Below are 19,716 nucleotides of genomic sequence, written 5' to 3'. Positions count from 1 at the left end.
TGGGCAGTAAGACCTCAAATTAAGGGAAGTCTTGCGTATGATGACAAACCATTTTAACTGCAAGCGTGCTAAGGGCAGTTCTTGCTAGCTTATTATAAAAACTTCATTAATGAACTTACAAATTGTTCTAAATAGGTTTGATCTAGTTCGTCAAATCGATTCTTTTCTGGAGAGTCGATATCAAGGACTCCCATTATAGTGCCGTCTTCTTTTAATAATGGGATAACGATTTCTGATTGAGAAGCTGCATCACAAGCAATATGGCCAGGGAATTGATGAACGTCCTCTACTCTTACCGTTTCTTTATTAAGGGCAGCTGTACCACAAACACCTTTTCCAAAAGGAATGCGGACACAAGCTGGTAATCCTTGGAATGGACCAAGAACAAGCTCGTTGTCCTCCACAAGATAAAAGCCCACCCAATTGATTTGGTTTAAAAATTGATTTAAGAGTGCAGACGCATTAGAAAGGTTTGCTATTGCATTAGATTCTCCTGCTAATAAAGCATTTAATTGTTTTATCACTAATTGATATTGTTCCTCGCGGTTACCATTATATGTTTCGACGTTAAACATGTATATCACCATTCTTTCTCGTTTTTTATGTTGTTTTTTGACGATAAATACAGAAGAAGTTAGTACTTTGTCGGAAATCTTTTAGAGGATTCTCCATCTTGATAAAGAAGTGTAATCATAGGTGAAATGTTATTTTTACATTCTTTTAAAAATGGCTGTTTGTTGTTTTTTCAATAGAAAAATTAATTATTTGGAAAAAGCTAAGCAGCCTGAATACATGTAGACGCCACGGGGATTAGCGAGACAGGTGAGACTCCGCAAGCTCACCGCTCTCCCCACGGAAAGCGAAAAGTCTATTCAAGCTGCGGGTAACAGCAACAAACTTTACGAAAACAGCCTAAAAAATAGATTGTGAAAACCAAAAGATTTATTTGCAAAAAACAGTCTTTCTAAATAATAGAAGTTTTTAATAATTCAACCATACTTTTTAAGGAATCGCAACAGAAAAGAGGTAAGGCGAAATGAAAGAAATTTCAACAAGGGACGCTATTGTAGAAGCAGCCATTTCCTTATTTAATCGGAAGGGCTATCATGGAACTTCTATTAGGGATATAGCTGGATTGGCAAAGGTAAACACAGCAAATATATCTTATTACTTTAATGGAAAACAGGGGTTGTTAGAATATTGCTATATGAACTTTTTTGAAACTTATTTAGAGCTGTTAGAAGAGGTATTCTTGCAAACTGGTAGTCCAACCGAAAAATTAAAAAGAATGGTCGACAGTATTATTACCTATCAATGTAAAAATCCTCAACTAACAAGATTTGTTTTGCGAGAGGTTTCGATTGATTCACAGGTTGTAAGAGAAATAATGTCCACCTATTATGTAAAAGAAAGATACATCTTTACGCAAATTTTTGAAAAAGGAATAGAGAGCAAAGAATTTAGAAAACAGTCTATATCCTATAGCATTATTCAATTAAAAGGGTTACTCTCCATGCCTTTTATTCATTCTTACTATGTGACGGAAGTTCTCCATGTTTTCTTACATGAAGACTACTTCAAAAGAAAATACCTAGAAGAGATTCATCGGTGGATTCATGATATCGTTTGTTTAACTGAGAAAGAATTATCGATCATTCCATAACATGACGTTCCAGCCCTGTCCTAAATCTTGAGCTTGATGAGCATCTGAACCATAAATCAATGGAATATTGCGTTTTACCGCTTCTTCAACAATCCAGTTAGGTGGATATGGTTCTTTACAATATGGTTTATTGACACCTGCTCCATTATAATCTAGTTCATATCCTTGATTTTTCACTTCTTCCAATATGGCGAAAAGTACTGTTTGGAAGTTTTGCTCCAAAGGGTACATATGGTGGAACTTACGTATAAGTGTCATATGACCGATTCGTTTTGGCTTGGCTGGTCCTAAATCTGCTTTAATCGATTTTAAAAGTGTTTGATAATAGCAATCATATATTTTTGAAACTCCTCCGTATTGTTCGACCATTTTTCCAAAATATTCAGGGCTATAATCAACGCAATCATAGTGAGTGGACATTGGATTCTTCAAAAAGTGTACACTTAGAATACTGTCATCTAAAAAGTGACCCCATTCAGCTAGAAAATTTTTTATTTCTAGCTCAAATCCTTCTATATAATCTATTTCTAATCCTACGTTTATCTTGATTCTCTTTTCGTACTCTTTTTTTATCCTTTGCACGTCCTCTAAATAAAAAGGTAAAACTTCCAGCGTTATGCTACTGTCTTGTGTTGGTGTTGTATCGATAAATCCTTTTGGCAAGGGAGCATGCTCAGTAAATGTCATTTCCGTGAAACCGAGAGCAATGGCTTGTTCTGCATATTGCGTAAGAGAATCCTTCGTTCCATGGGGACAATATGGTGTATGGATGTGCCCGTCCTTTTTCATTGTAATAACACCCTTTCCATTCATTCTTTTATCAATATTATACCTAATATAGCAGGAAGATTAATAAAGAAGTAGTCCATACGTGTTTTTTATGAAAAATACTTATATAATTAAGATATCTATCGAACGATGAAAAAAGTAGACGAAATTATGAAAAAAACATAAAATAATAGTCAAAAATTGTCGTTTACATGTTATCATAAATACAAAGAATGGAACCTACTTAAAAAGAGACATCTATCATCGTTTTAACTCGTGCATTATTGGATAGATTTGTTGAACTCGATTGAGTTTTTTATGACAGTTAGTCTGTTGTTATTTAATGATGGATTACTGCCTTGATATTAGATAAAATTTAGTTAAAATAGATACGGAATTATGGCCGGTGTATGAACAGGGGGCTTCAAATGAATTACATAATTGGAGGAATAGGCATTGCTATTTGCTTATTCGTAGCGGGATATTTTATTAAAAGAAAATATTATAATGGTGTCGATGAATTAGAAAATTGGAAAATAAACATGATGAATCGTCCAGTTTTGGAAGAACTCACAAAGGTTAAACAATTGAATATGATTGGGCAAACCGAAGAGTTGTTTGAACGATGGAGAAAAGAATGGGACGATATAGTTACAACTGAGTTACCAGATATTGAAGAACTTCTTTTTGATACAGAGAGTTATATTGATAAATATAACTTTCCAAAAGCGAAAAAGACACAAGATACGATTCGCATGAAAATGGAAAGTGTAGATAAAAGGATCGATACAATCTTAGAGGAACTTAATAACCTTGTAGGTAGTGAAGAAAAAAACCGAACGGAAATTGAAGACCTGAAAGAATCCTATCGACTAAGCAAAAAAAATCTTTTAGCTCATCGCCATACTTTTGGCGATACGGAGAAAAAGATTGAAACGATGCTTCATGAAACATCGGAATTATTTATTGCTTATGATGAAAAAACAAATAATGGAGATTATTTAGAAGCAAGAGAAATTGTCTATAAAATCCAGGATCGTTTAACAACCATTACTTATCTTATTGAGAAGATTCCTCCATTACTAATTGAATGTCAGACGAAATTACCAGAGCAGCTGGATGAGTTGAAAGATGGCTATGTTGACATGATCGAGCAGGGATACATTTTAGAACATTTACAAATGGAAGAAGAGATAGAAAATTTAACAAATGAGCTTGCTTCAACAGAAAATGAAATAAAAGAAGGAAATGTGGAGGTAGTAGAGAAAGTTATTTCTGAAATTCAGGAGAAACTTGATTTACTTTATGATTTATTAGAGAAAGAAGTGCTTGCAAAAAATTATTGCAGCAATAATATGATGGCAACAAAGGATATCCTAGAAGATGTTCAACAAGGAAATGCGCAGCTACAAGTGGAAGTTGGATTATTGCAAAAGAACTATAATCTAGATAATGAAGATATTGAGCTTCAATTTAAGCTGGAGAAGAGATTAAATTTCCTTTTCAAGCAATATGAAGTATTAGAGCATAAGTTAATGAAGGAATCAGCTGCACACACTTTATTAGGGGAAGAGCTAAAGGAATTGAAGGAACAGCTAGAAAATGCATCTTTAGAACAAAAAGCCTTATTTGAAAAGCTCCATGCTCTTCGTAAAGATGAAGTATCTGCACATAATCGTTTGAGCGAATTAAGTAAACAAGTGGCGGATGCTGTTAGAAGAGTGACGAATAGCAATTTACCAGGTGTTACAGATGAGTACAATGAACTAGTGCATGAAGCGAAAGAAAGTATCGATGAAGTAAAAAGAATGTTAGAACGCACGCCATTAAATATGGTTGAAGTGAAGAGGATTATAGATTTAACAGAAGAAAAAGTGAAAGTATTAGTGAATGCAACAATTGAATTAGTTGAAACTGTTTATTTAGCAGAGAGAATAATTCAATATGGAAACAGATACCGTCGCAAATCTCAAAAAGTCCACCAAGGCTTACTAGAAGCTGAAGCACATTTTAGAAACTATCGCTATAAAGAGGCTCTGCAATATGCAGCAGCAACAATAGAAGAAATTGAACCAGGAAGCACCAATAAAATCGAAGCTTGGTCGAATGAATGGAAAGAAAATCAAAGTTAATGACATCCAGCTAATTCGATAATGTCCAGAAAAAGTCTGAGGAATATTAACTCAGACTTTTTTCATGGAACGGCGGAAATTTCTATGGAAGACAAACAGGAAGAAAATAAAAGCCGCATCTTTTTATTCCATTCTTAACGGATAGTAATACTGTCACCTTAAGTAGCAGAAAATCAGGGAACTAGGTATTGAAACTCTCTTATAAAAATCTGAGATGTACAACTAACCATCAGTGGGAATGAGAAAACCTCCTCACCGATGGAAGTTTTCTTTACTACTTGTACTTATATTTGCAAAAGTTTTAACATATGGTAGCATAATAAAGGAAAACTTTCATTAGTGGGTCTTACTACCTATTATGCAGATTATGGAAAGGAACTTCCGAAGTAATGATATATTTAGACAATAGCGCAACAACAAGGCCTTTTTCAGAGGTTCTTACATCATATACAACCGTATCTCAAAAGTTCTTTGGAAACCCCTCCTCCATCCATCGAATCGGTATGGAAGCAGAGAAATTGCTAATACAAGCAAGAGAGCAAATTGCTGGACTCTTAGGCGTAAAAAGTAATGAAATTTATTTCACCTCAGGAGGAACGGAAGGAAATAATACTGTGTTAAAAGGGATTGCTCGTACGTATAAGGGAAGAGGAAATCATATTATAACAACAACCGTTGAACATGATTCTATTCATAAGGTAATGGAACAATTAGAAGAAGATGGTTTCTCTATCTCCTATGTACCTGTCAATGAATTTGGACAAGTATCCGCCGAAGATATAATCAAACATATTCGCAAAGAAACAATCTTAGTTTCTGTAATGCATGTGAACAATGAAATAGGTTCGATTCAACCAATTGAGGAAATAGGAAAAATTTTATCTAATTATTATCCTAATATATATTTTCATGTAGATGGTGTCCAAGGAATTGGGAAACAAGCTATTTCATTAAAGAAGGCTAATGTGGATGCTTATACCATCTCGGCCCATAAATTTCATGGGCTAAAAGGGAATGGAGTTTTATATATAAAAGAAGGAAAAAGAATGGAACCATTATTAGCAGGTGGAGGGCAGGAGAATGCTTTCCGAAGTGGAACAGAGAATGTAGCTGGTGCTGTAGCAACTGCCAAAGCATTACGTATGCAGCTCCAAAATGAAAAGGACAAAATGTCTATTCTGACACAGATGAATCTTTATTTGCGTGAGCAACTAGCTAGAATGAAAGGCATCTCTATCCATTCTCCAGCTCTAGAAAAAAGTGTTCCACATATTCTTAATTTCTCCATCGAAGGGGTAAAAGCAGAGGTATTTGTTCATGCTTTAGAGGAACGTGGGATTTATATTTCTACTACGAGTGCATGTTCTTCCAAAACAAATAAAGTTAGTAAAACATTATTAGGAATTGGTGTACCAGAACAAATTGCGGAAAGCTCTTTTAGAATTAGTCTATCTTATGAAAATACAATGACAGAAATGGAAAAAGTAATTGCTGCAATAAAAGACATCAAGGAATGGTTGAGAGGTGTAATGAAGTGAAATATGATCGTATTTTAATACGTTATGGAGAGCTATCTACAAAAGGAAGAAACAGAAAACAATTTGTAGATAAATTGAAGCAAACAATTGTAAAGTCTTTAGATGGTTTTCCGAATGTGGCGATTGAAGCCAAAAGGGAAAGAATGTATGTATTATTGAATGGGGAAAGTGCTGAGGAGATTTCCAAAGTTCTTAAAAGTATTTTTGGAATTCAATCTTTTAGCCCCGCAATCAAGTTAGAAAGAGATATTGAAATAATAAAAGCAGCTGCTTTGGATATAGTTGCTTCTTTATATAATGACGGATGTACTTTTAAAATAAGTGCTAGACGTGCTGATAAAGAGTTCGAACTTGATACAAATGATATTAATCAAGCTATTGGTGGCCATTTATTAAAAAATATCCCTGGTTTAAAAGTGGATGTTAAAAATCCTGATATTAATGTACAAATTGAAGTTAGACAAGAAGCGATTTATCTTTCGTGTGAAAATATTGCAGGGGCAGGTGGATTGCCTTCAGGCACAAGCGGGAAAGCAATGCTTATGTTATCAGGAGGGTTAGACAGCCCTGTAGCGGGTTATTTATCCATGAAAAGAGGCCTAGAAGTAGAGGGCGTTCATTTCTTTAGTCCTCCGTTTACTAGCGAAAGAGCAAAACAAAAGGTAATTGATATTTCGGAAAAGCTTGCTCATTTTAATGGTCATTTCGTATTGCATATTGTTCCATTTACTACTATTCAACAGTTGATTCATAAACAAATTCCAGAAAATTATACAATGACGGCAACTAGAAGAATGATGTTAAGAATTACAGATGAAATTCGCAGAAGACAAGAAGCACTTGCGATTATAACGGGAGAAAGCTTAGGGCAAGTTGCAAGCCAAACGTTAGAAAGTATGTATGCGATCAATGATGTGACAAATACACCAATATTGAGACCATTAATTACGTCAGATAAAACAGAAATAATTGAATGGGCAAAGAAAATCGATACACATGATATTTCGATTCGCCCATATGAGGATTGCTGTACAGTATTTGTACCATCTTCTCCTAAAACGAAACCTAAAAAAGAAAAAGTGCAGTATTATGAAAGCTTTACTGATTTTGAGCCATTGATTGAAGAAGCTGTTAATAAGGTGGAAACGATAATCCTAAAAAGAGAAGAGAAAAAGATTAACACAGAAACAGATTCTCTTTTCTAATACTAATTTTAAGTGGGGATAACTCGGTAAAAACTAGAAGATATGGTAATAACATTAATTTCCAAATTTATTGTGAACAATTACCAGTAATTTAAACGAATGAATGCCAGGTGTATTACACATTCTATTATCACAAGGAGGTGATACACATGGCAAACAATTCAAATCAATTAGTGGTTCCTGGTGTTTCTCAAGCTTTAGACCAAATGAAATATGAAATTGCTACTGAGTTTGGTGTAAGCTTAGGTGCTGAAACAACTTCTCGTGCTAACGGATCTGTTGGTGGTGAAATCACTAAACGTTTAGTACAAATGGCTGAGCAACAATTAGGCGGCGGTTTCTCTAAATAATTTAATACAATGGCTACAAAGAGCAAGGCATCATGCCTTGCTCTTTTCTTACGGCTTTTTTATTGGCAAAATAATTTTACTCATCAAAAGGAAGTGCAGTTTTCAGAGGAATGATGCTTCAAAACTGTTTATCTGGTAGAAGAAAAGAGTTTTTTGAAAAAATTCAGAAAAATACATTAATTTCATTGAAGGTTTGAAATTTAAATAATTTAAAAAATACAGGTAGGGTAGTATAATGGGTTAAGTATTTACAATTAGAATCAGGAGGAAAATATTTATGAGTACGGAAGATTTAATAGCTCCAGAACAATATAACTTTGTTTCGGAGATTGAAAAATTTGCCCAAAATCCAGATAGACTTGCATTGAAATGGGAGAATGAAGAAGGCGAAACAAAAGAAGTTACCTATTCCTCCTTAATGAAAGCAGCAAATAGAATAGGAAATGTATTTAAAGAAGAGGGCTTACAAAAAGGGGATGTCGTCCTTGTCATTGTTCCAAGAATAATGGAAGCTTATCAAGTATATTTAGCTGCATTAAAACTAGGGTTAACCGTTCTACCTAGTTCAGAAATGCTTCGTGCGAAAGACTTACAATATCGCATCAAGCACGGAGACGTAAAAGCAGTTGTTAGTTATTATCCATTCATAGGTGAATTAGAACTAGTGGAAGAAATACATACGATTAAACGTTTTGTGCTAGGAGAAGGAAAAGAAGGCTGGATGACTTTAGATGAGCGAGTACATGATGTTTCCGATGAGCTTGAGCTCGTTCATACACTTAAGACAGACACAGCATTTATTTCATACACATCCGGAACAACCGGTAATCCTAAAGGGGTTGTACATACACATGGGTGGGCATATGCTCATCTAAGAACGGCTGCGCCTAATTGGCTCTGTATTGAAGAGGGAGACTTAGTGTGGGCAACTGCAGGACCTGGATGGCAGAAATGGGTTTGGAGTCCTTTATTATCAGTATTAGGATCTGGAGCGATTGGACTTGTTTATCATGGTAGATTTAACCCAGAAAAATATTTGCAGCTTCTGGAGAAATACGAAGTAAATGTTTTTTGTTGTACACCAACTGAGTATCGTTTGATGGCGAAAGTGGAAGATATTCATAAGTATCAATTAAATCAACTACGAAGTGCTGTTTCCGCTGGAGAACCATTAAACAGAGAAGTAATTGATGTATTTAAAGAACATTTCCAGCTAGATGTACGTGATGGATATGGACAAACAGAAAATACATTGCTAATTGGGATAACAAAAGGTGTTGAATTACGACCTGGGTCGATGGGGAAACCAACACCAGGAAATATTGTAGAAATTATCAATGAAGATGGTGAAATATGTCCTATAGATGAGGTTGGTGATATCGCTGTACATAAAGATACACCTGCATTATTTAAAGAGTATTTAAAAGAACCAGAGAGAACGAAAAATCAATTTCGCGGTGATTATTACATCACTGGTGACCGTGCGAGAAAAGATAAAGATGGCTATTTTTGGTTCGAAGGTCGAAGAGATGATATCATTATCAGTTCTGGTTATACAATTGGACCATTTGAAGTGGAGGATGCTTTAGTTAAGCATAGAGCGGTTAAAGAATGTGCAGTAGTAGCAAGTCCAGATTCGATCAGAGGAAATGTTGTGAAAGCTTTTGTTGTTCTTCGAGATGGAATGGAAGGAAGCGAAGAATTAATCAAAGAGCTGCAATCTCATGTGAAAAAATTAACAGCCCCTTATAAGTATCCTCGCAAGATAGAATTTATGGATGAATTGCCGAAAACAACTTCAGGTAAAATTAGAAGAGTTGAATTACGGGAAAATGAGCAGAAAAATAAGTATTAAAGAAGAAAATGACGCATTCAGCTAATAGGATCGTCTATTTAAAAGAGGATGGGACATAACTAAATAGATACTCTGTAAAGACGAACAATTTCTAATATAGCTAGTAAATAGCGGCTGCTTTCGCATACTTTTTACAAGAGGAAATATAATTAGTTGGAAAAACAGAGCAGCCGGAATACACGAAGACTCCTATGGGATTAGCGAGACAGTCTGAGACCCTGCAGGCCACAGGCCGAAGCGGCTCAGCGCGAGCCCCATGGAAAGCGAAGTGTATTCCGGCTGCGGGGAATCGCACCAAACTTCATGGAAACATCCTTTGAAAAACAAATAAAAGCCCGAACAATTATACGGAACATTCATTAGCATCTTCGTATAATTGTTCGGAATTATCCTTGGCTGGAATACTTATGTCCCAGCCTCTTTTATGAAAAGTAAATAACAGGAGGATCTGATGGGGAAACTTATTTATGGTGGGAAAATATATACGCTTAAAGAGGAAGGGCATGTAGTAGAAGCTGTTTTTACGGACAAGCAGCATATTGTCGATTATGGAGATAAAAACTACTTGGAAGAAAAATTTGCAGGAAGTATCGTAGAAAAAATAGATTTAAAAGGTGATATCCTTTTGCCAGGGTTTGTAGATAGTCACATGCATTTAGTTGGTCACGGGGAAAAACTTTTAAGGTTAAATTTATCAACGTGTACATCTAAAGAGCAAGCTTTGAAATTGCTGGCTAGTTATGCGAAGGACATAAAAGAAGGAGAATGGATTATTGGTGATGGCTGGAATGAAAACATGTGGCCAGAGCAACAGGCGCTAACTTTTAAGGATATCGATGAGTATGTGCCAAATCATCCAGTTCTGTTAAATCGAATATGCAAGCATGCAATCGCAGTGAACGCTTATGCTTTAAAAATTGCCAATATTACAAATGATACAGCAGTCCCATTTGGCGGTGTTATTGAAAAGGATGAAGCAGGCAATCTTACAGGGGTTTTTAAAGATCAAGCCCAAGAATTAATCACAAGCATATTACCTAAGGTGACAGATGATTATGTAGAAAGAGCATTGCGAGCAGGGATTAAAGATGCTTATCGCTTAGGGCTTACTGGAGCGCATACAGAAGATTTAAACTATTATCATGGCTATGAAGGTACATACCGTTCCTTTAAAAAAGTAGTAGAAGAAGAAGGGAATCTTTTTAGAGCTCATTTGCTTGTTCATCATGAAGTATTTGAAGAAATAATCCAAGCAGGTGGAAAATATTTAGGAGGTTCGGAGTGGGTTGAGCTTGGTAGTATGAAAATATTTGCTGATGGTGCTTTTGGTGGAAGAACGGCACTATTAAGTAGACCATATCATGATGATCCTTCCACAAATGGAGTAAGTATTTTTACCCAAGAAGTGTTAAATCGATTGGTAGCGAAAGCAAGAGAAAAAGAAGTTCCAATAGCAGTCCATGCAATCGGAGATGCAGCTTTTGAAATGGTGTTAGAGGCGATTGAAAAACACCCATTGCAAGGTTTTGGGAGAGATCGTCTTATCCATGCAACGATGCTACGTAAAGATTTAATCGAACGGATGAGAGGATTACCTTTAATATTAGATATCCAGCCAAGCTTTGTAGCTTCTGATTTTCCATGGGTAATAGATAGACTTGGAAAGGAAAATCTTGCTTATTGTTATGCCTGGAAAACACTATTAAAAGAAGGGCTGCATTGTGCAGGAGGCTCAGATGCTCCGATTGAAAGTGCGAATCCTTTAGCAGGAATTCAAGCGGCTGTAACAAGATCTAACGATGAGGATAAACGGGGAGTAGGATATCTTCCAGAAGAGGCATTGACAGTTTATGAAGCTGTTTGCCTGTATACGAAAGGAAGTGCCTATGCTATTTGCCATGAAGATAACCGTGGAAAAATCGAAAAAGGATATCTAGCGGATTTTACCATATTAAACAAAGATATTTTTACAATAAATCCACAGGAAATTGAGAAAATAACAGTAACAAAAACGATTGTTGGAAATGAAATAATGTATGAACGTTTGGCGCAATAAACAAGCAAAAAGATTAGGAATAATCCCTAATCTTTTTGCTTGTTTATGAAAATATTCCGTAAAAAGGTTCATTCCTTTACAAACAAAATGCTAAAAAAGATTGCCAGCTTCCAAAAAAATATATATAATATGGAATATTTCGAATATAGAAAGAAGCGATGATGATGGAGAAAAACGACGTTCGGCATGGGGTCATATTTGCGGCGATTTCCTATTTAATATGGGGGCTTTTCCCGATATATTGGAAACATCTGCAGGGGGTAGGAGCAGATGAAATTCTAGCAAACAGAATTTTGTGGTCGTTTATATTTATGTGTATTTTACTAACTTTTACACGTAAATGGGGATTGTTTTATCAAACACTGCGATCATTTAAGCATCAAAAAAAACAGGGAATTATGCTATTTGTTGCCTCTGTATTAGTTAGTTGTAATTGGTTTGTCTATATTTGGGCTGTAAATGCAAATAAAATAATCGAAACTAGTCTCGGATATTATATAAATCCATTAGTAAGTGTATTATTGGGTATTTTTGTAATGAAAGAAAAATTGTCGAAAATTCAGTATGTCTCCGTCGGATTAGCTGCAATTGGAGTCTGTATTATTACATTTGCACATGGCGCATTTCCTTGGATAGCAATATCTTTAGCATTAACATTTGGATTATATGGCTTAACAAAAAAATTAATCAAAGTTAATTCGGATGTAGGATTAACATTGGAAACAATGTTTATTACACCATTTGCTTTACTTTATATTGGCTATTTATTTATTAAAGGGGATCATGCATTTTTAGCAGTTTCAGCAAGTTTGGATTTCTTATTAATTATTTCAGGTGTATTAACTGCCGTACCATTATTGTTTTTTGCTAAGGGGGCGCAGAAGATTCCTTTATCTATGCTGGGGTTCATTCAATATTTAACACCTACATTGACACTGATTCTTGGGGTATTTGTATATCATGAACCATTTACACCTTCTCATTTATTAGCATTTATATTTATTTGGACAGCATTATCGATTTATTCTCTTTCGCAAACAAAGTTATTTACTAATTCCAAAAAGCGACAGCAAGCAAAGGGAATAGCATAATACAATAGAAAAATTAATACGATATTTAAGTGCTTTACCATTTTTCTGAAACATTCTCGATGGTAGTACGTATATGAAATAGAAAGATTAATAGGGGGTTATGAGTGAATGAGTGGAAAACGTTGGGCAGCTTTAGGGATAGCAGGTGTTATATTCGCTTTCTCCATTATTACCAGCATGGTATCAATGGCATTTACAACAGATGTAGAAGAGTTATTTGGACAATTCCTAAGTGAGGGAGAAGCGCCTTATGTAGAAGAATACATAGAGGATGGAGATTATTCTAAGAAAATAGTGGTCTTAGAAGTATCTGGAGCCATCCAAGATACAGGCGATGCTGAATCTCTTTTCTCAACAGTAGGATATAACCATACTTCATTTATGGAAAAACTTGATTACATAAACGAAGATCCGAGTGTAAAAGGAGTTATTTTGAAAGTGAATTCTCCAGGTGGAGGAGTTGTAGAAAGTGCCCAAATTCATGATAAATTAGTCGAAATACAAAAGGAATCGGACATACCGGTTTACGTATCAATGGGTTCTATGGCAGCTTCTGGAGGGTATTATATTTCAGCACCCGCAGATAAAATTTTTGCAAGTCCTGAAACATTGACTGGTTCACTTGGAGTTATTATGAGTGGATATAATTTTGAAGGGCTTGCTGAAAAATATGGAGTAGAGTTTGTCACAATTAAGAGTGGTAAGTATAAGGATATCATGAGTTCAACGAGAGAAATGACAGAGGAAGAAAGAGATATACTCCAACAATTAATCGACAATTCTTACGCTGGCTTTGTTAAAGTTATTGCGGACGGACGAGGTATGACAGAAGCAGAAGTGAAAAAAATCGCAGATGGTCGTATCTATGATGGTAGACAGGCGAAGGAATTAAATTTAATTGATGATTTTGGCTATTTTGATGATGTAGTAGAACAGATGAAAACAGATTATAAATTAAAGGACGCAGCGGTTGTTAAGTATACCGACAATACTGGTTTTGGTTCCCTGTTCGGCATGACTGCAAAAAAATTAATAACAAGTGAGGATAAAGAATTAGCAAATATATTAAAAATCGTCACAAATGCTAACTCACCTCGGCTAATGTATTTATATGCAGAATAGGAGGGGACATAATGAGTAATGAACGTGATGATTTTGAACAAGAAGTATTACAGAAGGAAGAAGGACTACAAGAGCAATCAGTATCATCAGAGAAGCAAGTGGATATTGAAAAAACAGTACTGGCAGAAGAACAAAATAAGGAAATTTCTTATGTCTATGCAGGCTTTTGGATGCGTTTTTGGGCTTATTTAGCCGACTTAATTATTGTCTCGAGCGTTAACCGTATCTTAATCTACCCAATTCTACGAATATTAGATGTGCCGTTGCATGAATCAGGTATTTTTTCTACGGTAAACATTTGTACAGCGATTACTTTTTATTTGTATTTTGTTTTAATGACTAAGTTTTTAAAACAAACGTTAGGAAAAATGATCTTTGGCTTAAAGGTAGTGCCTATAAACAAAGAAAAGTTAACTTGGGATACGGTTCTGTTCCGGGAGTGGATCGGTCGATTTATCTCTGGCAGTTTTTTCATTTTATATGCATTAGTGGCCTTCTTGCCAAAAAAACAAGGAATTCATGACTTATTTGCTGATACGGCAGTGATTCATGATCGATAAAAAAACAGTCCATAACAACGTCGATGTTATGGACTGTTTTTTTTGAGGCTGGGACAAAAGTATTACAACCAAATATAAACTCGAACCATTATATGGAGATTGTTAATCAAATTTTCGTATAATTGTTTGGGTTTTTTATTCATTTTAAATAGGGTTTGAGGTAGTTACCCGCAGACTGAATCCACTTTGCTTTCCATGGGGCGAGCGCCGAGCCGCTTCGGCTTCGCCTGCAGGGTCTCGGACTTTCTCGCAGCTCCCATAGGAGTCTACGTGTATTCAATCTGCTCCGCTTTTCCTAATAATTAAATTTTCTTTAAAAAAATTGGTGGAACTAAATAACCTTTAAAAACGCAATGGAACGAATTGGCTTCACTACTAAATGAGAGATTGTTCGCCTTTACGCAGTATATATTTTGTTTTATCCCAGCCTCTTAATGGGTGGAATTTCTCCCACTCTTCACAGGCAGTAAGACTTAACCATAAACTGCGGAAAATTGAGAGAGCTAGGGGTGGAAACTCTCTCATAAAAGGTCCAATAAGTGCAATAATCAACAGTGAAGGAGGGGGAAAACTCTCCTCTGTTGGCAGTTTTCTTTATTTTTGCTTAAACATTGAGTCAAGATTCCTTGTAAAGCATGTTTATTTTTACCTACTTTATCCAATAATAATAAGCTGAAGGGAAGTGTTACCAAAGTGAAAGTTCTTTTCATAATCGCTATTATTATTGGTGCTTTTTTATTACTGCTCGTTCTCTTATGCTTTTTAAAATTAACCATACATATACGCTATTATCATAAAAAGGATAATGATGATTTAAAAATAGAGGTTCGCGCATTATTTGGACTTATAAAATATAAAAAAACAATCCCTCTGATAAAAATAGATAATGACTCCCCAACGTTGGTGATGGAAGAGGAAACGGAAATAAAGGGTAAAAAAGATACAACGGAGGAAACAAAACAATATTCTCCTTCTGATTTATTGAATTTTTTATCAAATTTCAAAGAATTATTGAATCATGTTGTTCAATTTCACCGCATAGTAAGGTCATTTTTAGCGAAACTTACAATAAGGAATATAGAATGGAGTTCTATTGTTGGACTCGGTGATGCAGCTCATACTGGCATGGTTTCTGGAGCTATATGGGCAGTGAAAGGAAGCATTATCGGGATTATTAGTAATTATATGAAACTTCGAGATATGCCAAAAATCAATATTTATCCACACTTTCAAGGAGTTGCATCTGAAACATTATTTTCTTGTATGATTCAATTTCGGATAGGGCATGCTATGATGGCAGGAATTAAACTGGTGAAATATTGGAAAGATGGTTTTCCTAAGTTTAAAACTAATGAAACGTCTATTCCAAGTAAACAATAGTACAAATGGAGGAATGGGAAAATGTCAGATCATCCAATTCAAGGCTTAATGACAACCGCAATGGAAAATTTAAAAGAAATGATTGATGTCAATACGATTATTGGCGATCCAGTCGAGACACCTGATGGCAGCGTTATATTAACGGTTTCCAAAGTAGGCTTTGGGTTTGCAGCTGGAGGAAGCGAGTTTACGCTAGAAAATCATTCATTAAACGATTCACTAACAAAGCATCCTTTCGGTGGAGGTAGCGGTGGCGGAGTAAGTATTACGCCAATTGCTTTCTTGATTGTAAATGCTCAAGGTGTAAAAATGGTACACTTGGACGAAAGTACACACCTATACGAAAAAATCTTGGACATTGCGCCACAAGCAGTTGATAAAATTCAGCAAATGTTTGCAAAAAAAGATTCTTCCTCTGAGTCAAATAGTAGTGAAGGTCATACACATCAACAAAAAGAAAATATTGAATTTTAATAGTTAGAATTGCTACGAATATAATGGTTGGAAGTACGAGTTCACAATAAACGGTGAACTCGTTTCATTTTACTTGTAAATGAAAATCATTCTTTATACAGTTCGTAATTTTTGCAAATACAAGGAACAATCGCTATGATGAAAGTAATTACATAAGATTACATAAAAAATGGAGGAGAATACAATGGCAACAGTAACATTTAAACATACCCCAGTAACATTGATTGGTAATGAAGTGAAGGTTGGAGATAAGGCACCCGATTTTATCGCATTAGCTAATGATATGTCAGAAGTATCACTAGCAAGCTCAAAGGGGGAAATTCGTCTTTTTAGTGTTGTTCCTTCAATTGATACAGGTGTTTGTGATACGCAAACAAGAAGATTTAATGAAGAAGCTGCTAATCTTGCGAATATAGAGATAATAACAGTAAGTGTTGATTTACCTTTCGCTCAAAGAAGATGGTGTGCAGCAAGTGGTTTAGATAATGTTATTACTGTATCAGACCACAGAGATTTATCTTTTGGGGAAGCGTACGGCGTTGTTATGAAAGAATTGCGTTTATTAGCACGAGCAATCTTTGTTGTTGACACAAATGATACTGTTACATATGTAGAATATGTAAGTGAAGGCAGTAACCATCCAAACTATGAGGCAGCTATTTCAGCAGCAAAAGCAGCAAACTGATGAACTTAATTGCAGGTAATACATCGATTATCTGGTTAAATGATTAACCGTGTGATAAGCTAGAGTTTGGCCTTCTATTAAAAGGACAGGCTCTTTTTATTTGTCTGTTTTCTTTTTCTGGTCAACTCTTAACGCGGGCAGTAAGCCCCCCCGCCTCAAAGCTGTGGGAAATCGAAGAACTAGGCGTAGAAACTCTCCCGAAAAGTTCGATAAGTGCAACTAACCACGAGTGGGAGATGAGGAAAAAACACTGATGGAAGCTTCTTTATGTGGTTACAAGGCATACTTTGTGTGAAGCTTGAAGATAAGACATGAAAAGCCATTTAAAGGTTTCTCAAAGGTAATAACAACAATCTACAATAAATAGGTGATAATATATGAACATTTCTCCAGTAGAAGAATTATTTACAGTATTCAATGAAACAGCATTGATTATACAAGAAGAATTAGAGTATACGTATTTAGAATCATTAGCTTTATCAGGGGAAAATATTTTCCAAGAAGCTATTTTACAGGAAGAATTGAGCGAACTAAGCAAAAAGAGATTAAGAAAATCGTATGAAGCAATTAAATTAGCTAAGTACACAAAAGAAGAAATACGCAAAGCTTTTCAACTTGTCATTTTAAAAGGGATGAAAGAAAGTACACAACCAAATCACCAAATGACACCAGATTCAATCGGCATTCTTTTCGGCTATTTAGTGCAGAAGTTTTATGTAAAAGAGGATCTTCGTCTGTTAGATTTAGCGGTTGGTACAGGGAATTTATTAACAACCGTAATGAACTATCAGCAAGGCAAAAATTTAGCTGCATATGGTGTAGATATTGATGATTTACTATTACAGCTAGCTCTAGTAAATGCTAATTTGCAGGAACAACAAGTTGAATTTTATAACCAAGATAGCCTAGAACATTTATTCATCGATCCAGTAGATGTAGTCGTGAGTGATTTACCAGTTGGCTATTATCCAAATGATGTTCGTGCAAATGAATTTAAAGTGAAAGCTGAAAATGGACATACTTATGCTCATCATTTATTTATTGAACAAAGCATGAATTATTTAAAACCAGGTGGCTATGCATTTTTTGTTATTCCCAATAATTTATTTGAGTCTGAGCAAGCGGATAAACTCCATGAATATATAAAAGAAGAAGTTCACATACAGGGGATATTGCAATTACCGGAAACGCTTTTCAAAAATAAACAGTCGGCAAAAAGTATATTGATTCTGCAGAAAAAGGGGAATAATATAGTAGCGCCAAAACAAGTATTACTTGCAAAAGTGCCAAGGCTATCCAATATGCCAGCCATGGAAAAAGTTTTAAGTGAAATGGATACATGGATCAAACAGAATAAACAGGAATAAAATGTACTCTTTACTAAAATTGTTATAAGACAGATTTTTTCTATTATATAGAAGATAATCGACATAAATATGTCTTTTTTTCGAAAAATACACGAAAAATGAAAAAAATATCAATAACAGGGTATAATGTGCTTGAAATGTTTCTAGTAGAATGTTTTAATGAAAAACTGAAAGAAGTAAATCTTGTCTGTAATATGTTTGGATCTGTTCAATGTCAGACAAAGTAAATAATAAGTTGTTATATAAAAGGGGAGTAAATCATTTTATGGCAAAAATTATTGCGATTAATGCGGGTAGTTCTTCATTAAAGTTTCAGTTATTTGAAATGCCAAGTGAAGAAGTAATTACAAAAGGTTTAATAGAACGCATTGGATTAACTGATGCTGTTTTCAATATTTCCGTTAACGGTGAAAAAATCAAAGAGGTTACAGAAATTCCAGATCATGATGTAGCAGTTAAAATTCTTTTAGGAAAATTAACAGAGTTAGGCATTATTGCATCATTAGATGAAATCGATGGAATTGGACATCGTGTAGTACATGGTGGAGAAGAATTTGCTGATTCTGCAGTAATTACAGATGAAGTAATTGATAAAATTGATACTTTATCAGAATTGGCGCCTCTACACAACCCAGCAAACTTAACTGGTATCCGTGCATTCCAACATGTATTACCGAATGTTCCAGCAGTAGCAGTATATGACACAGCGTTCCATCAAACTATGCCTGAGAAATCTTATTTATACAGTCTTCCATATGAATATTATGAGCAATATGGAATTCGTAAATATGGTTTCCATGGTACTAGCCATAAGTACGTGTCTCAACGTGCAGCTGAATTATTAGGTCGTCCAATTGAACAATTACGTTTAATTTCATGTCACTTAGGAAATGGTGCTAGTATTGCTGCTATTGAAGGTGGAAAGTCCATGGACACTTCTATGGGATTCACTCCTCTTGCTGGGGTAACAATGGGAACTCGTTCTGGTAATATCGATCCAGCTCTTATCCCGTTCATCATGGAAAAAACAGATCAATCTGCTGATGAAGTGCTACAAGTATTAAATAAAAAGAGTGGTCTTTTAGGAATCTCTGGTTTCTCCAGTGATTTACGTGATATTACAGAGCAAGCAAAAGAAGGAAATGATCGTGCAGAGCTTGCCTTACAAATATTTGCCGATAACATTCATAAATATATTGGATCATATGCATCTGGAATGAACGGTGTAGATGCAATTATCTTCACAGCCGGTATCGGTGAAAACAGTGAAATCGTTCGTGCTAGAGTACTTCAAGGTCTTGAATTTATGGGCGTATACTGGGATCCAACATTAAATAAAATTTCTGGTGAAGAGTCATTCATTAACTACCCACACTCTCCAGTAAAAGTAATGGTAATTCCAACAAATGAAGAAGTAATGATTGCAAGAGACGTTTGTAGATTAGCTGGAATCTAAGTTAACTATATAAA

Annotated in this window: 17 protein-coding genes; 15 read left to right on the top strand and 2 right to left on the bottom strand. The window is 35.2% G+C overall.

Features of this window, described 5'->3' with window-relative positions; all coding sequences use genetic code 11:
* Positions 1–92 precede the first annotated feature (92 nt).
* Positions 93–575: a GAF domain-containing protein gene (locus tag NST60_RS24775; protein ID WP_169188976.1), complete on the bottom strand. Its 483-nt coding sequence runs from the start codon at positions 573–575 to the stop codon at positions 93–95.
* 461 nt (positions 576–1,036) lie between these two features.
* Here NST60_RS24775 and refZ point away from each other — a divergent pair, with 461 nt between their 5' ends.
* Positions 1,037–1,663: a forespore capture DNA-binding protein RefZ gene (gene refZ, locus NST60_RS24770; protein WP_016202816.1), complete on the top strand. Its 627-nt coding sequence runs from the start codon at positions 1,037–1,039 to the stop codon at positions 1,661–1,663.
* Here refZ and hisJ read toward each other — a convergent pair.
* Positions 1,646–2,452: a histidinol-phosphatase HisJ gene (gene hisJ / locus NST60_RS24765; RefSeq protein ID WP_101730633.1), complete on the bottom strand. Its 807-nt coding sequence runs from the start codon at positions 2,450–2,452 to the stop codon at positions 1,646–1,648. The genes refZ and hisJ overlap by 18 nt on opposite strands.
* 407 nt (positions 2,453–2,859) lie before the next feature.
* On the opposite strand from hisJ, the gene ezrA reads away from it, so the two are divergent.
* The 14 genes from ezrA (at position 2,860) to NST60_RS24695 (ending at position 19,702) form a co-directional block, all read left to right on the top strand.
* Positions 2,860–4,563, top strand: a complete 1,704-nt coding sequence (gene ezrA / locus NST60_RS24760; RefSeq protein ID WP_016202814.1) for a septation ring formation regulator EzrA — start codon at positions 2,860–2,862, stop codon at positions 4,561–4,563.
* 389 nt (positions 4,564–4,952) lie between these two features.
* Positions 4,953–6,101, top strand: a complete 1,149-nt coding sequence (locus tag NST60_RS24755) for a cysteine desulfurase family protein (protein ID WP_169188975.1) — start codon at positions 4,953–4,955, stop codon at positions 6,099–6,101.
* Entirely contained in the window at positions 6,098–7,306 is a 1,209-nt protein-coding gene (gene thiI, locus NST60_RS24750) for a tRNA uracil 4-sulfurtransferase ThiI (protein ID WP_224427626.1), read from the top strand. The genes NST60_RS24755 and thiI overlap by 4 nt, the downstream gene beginning before the upstream one ends.
* 149 nt (positions 7,307–7,455) lie before the next feature.
* A complete protein-coding gene (locus NST60_RS24745) occupies positions 7,456–7,656 on the top strand; it encodes an alpha/beta-type small acid-soluble spore protein (RefSeq protein ID WP_016202811.1) in 201 nt (66 codons plus the stop codon).
* Positions 7,657–7,933: 277 nt separating this feature from the next.
* Positions 7,934–9,511 (top strand): acyl-CoA synthetase MbcS, encoded by a 1,578-nt coding sequence (gene mbcS / locus NST60_RS24740; protein ID WP_101730636.1) that lies wholly within the window; start codon positions 7,934–7,936, stop codon positions 9,509–9,511.
* A gap of 451 nt (positions 9,512–9,962) precedes the next feature.
* Complete coding sequence (locus tag NST60_RS24735) at positions 9,963–11,567, top strand: amidohydrolase (protein WP_169188972.1); 1,605 nt, start codon at positions 9,963–9,965, stop codon at positions 11,565–11,567.
* A 164-nt stretch (positions 11,568–11,731) separates the two neighbouring features.
* Positions 11,732–12,658, top strand: a complete 927-nt coding sequence (gene rarD / locus NST60_RS24730) for an EamA family transporter RarD (RefSeq protein ID WP_169189707.1) — start codon at positions 11,732–11,734, stop codon at positions 12,656–12,658.
* 108 nt (positions 12,659–12,766) lie between these two features.
* Positions 12,767–13,780, top strand: coding sequence for a signal peptide peptidase SppA (gene sppA, locus NST60_RS24725; RefSeq protein WP_016202807.1), 1,014 nt, complete (start codon positions 12,767–12,769; stop codon positions 13,778–13,780).
* 11 nt (positions 13,781–13,791) lie between these two features.
* Entirely contained in the window at positions 13,792–14,340 is a 549-nt protein-coding gene (locus NST60_RS24720) for an RDD family protein (RefSeq protein WP_016202806.1), read from the top strand.
* Positions 14,341–15,033: 693 nt separating this feature from the next.
* On the top strand, positions 15,034–15,720 hold the full coding sequence (locus NST60_RS24715; protein WP_169188971.1) for a DUF2953 domain-containing protein: 687 nt from the start codon (positions 15,034–15,036) through the stop codon (positions 15,718–15,720).
* Positions 15,721–15,741: 21 nt separating this feature from the next.
* Positions 15,742–16,194: a GerW family sporulation protein gene (gene ytfJ / locus NST60_RS24710; RefSeq protein ID WP_016202804.1), complete on the top strand. Its 453-nt coding sequence runs from the start codon at positions 15,742–15,744 to the stop codon at positions 16,192–16,194.
* A gap of 184 nt (positions 16,195–16,378) precedes the next feature.
* Positions 16,379–16,879 (top strand): thiol peroxidase, encoded by a 501-nt coding sequence (tpx, locus tag NST60_RS24705; RefSeq protein WP_341100676.1) that lies wholly within the window; start codon positions 16,379–16,381, stop codon positions 16,877–16,879.
* A 377-nt stretch (positions 16,880–17,256) separates the two neighbouring features.
* On the top strand, positions 17,257–18,246 hold the full coding sequence (locus tag NST60_RS24700) for a class I SAM-dependent methyltransferase (RefSeq protein ID WP_169188970.1): 990 nt from the start codon (positions 17,257–17,259) through the stop codon (positions 18,244–18,246).
* Between the two features lie 265 nt (positions 18,247–18,511).
* Positions 18,512–19,702, top strand: coding sequence for an acetate kinase (locus NST60_RS24695; RefSeq protein WP_016202801.1), 1,191 nt, complete (start codon positions 18,512–18,514; stop codon positions 19,700–19,702).
* Positions 19,703–19,716 lie beyond the last annotated feature (14 nt).

Source organism: Niallia sp. FSL W8-1348, from assembly GCF_038006745.1.
Lineage (GTDB): Bacteria > Bacillota > Bacilli > Bacillales > Cytobacillaceae > Niallia > Niallia alba.
The sequence above is the reverse complement of the archived record's forward strand: the minus strand, read 5'-3'. Positions and strand labels throughout refer to the sequence as shown.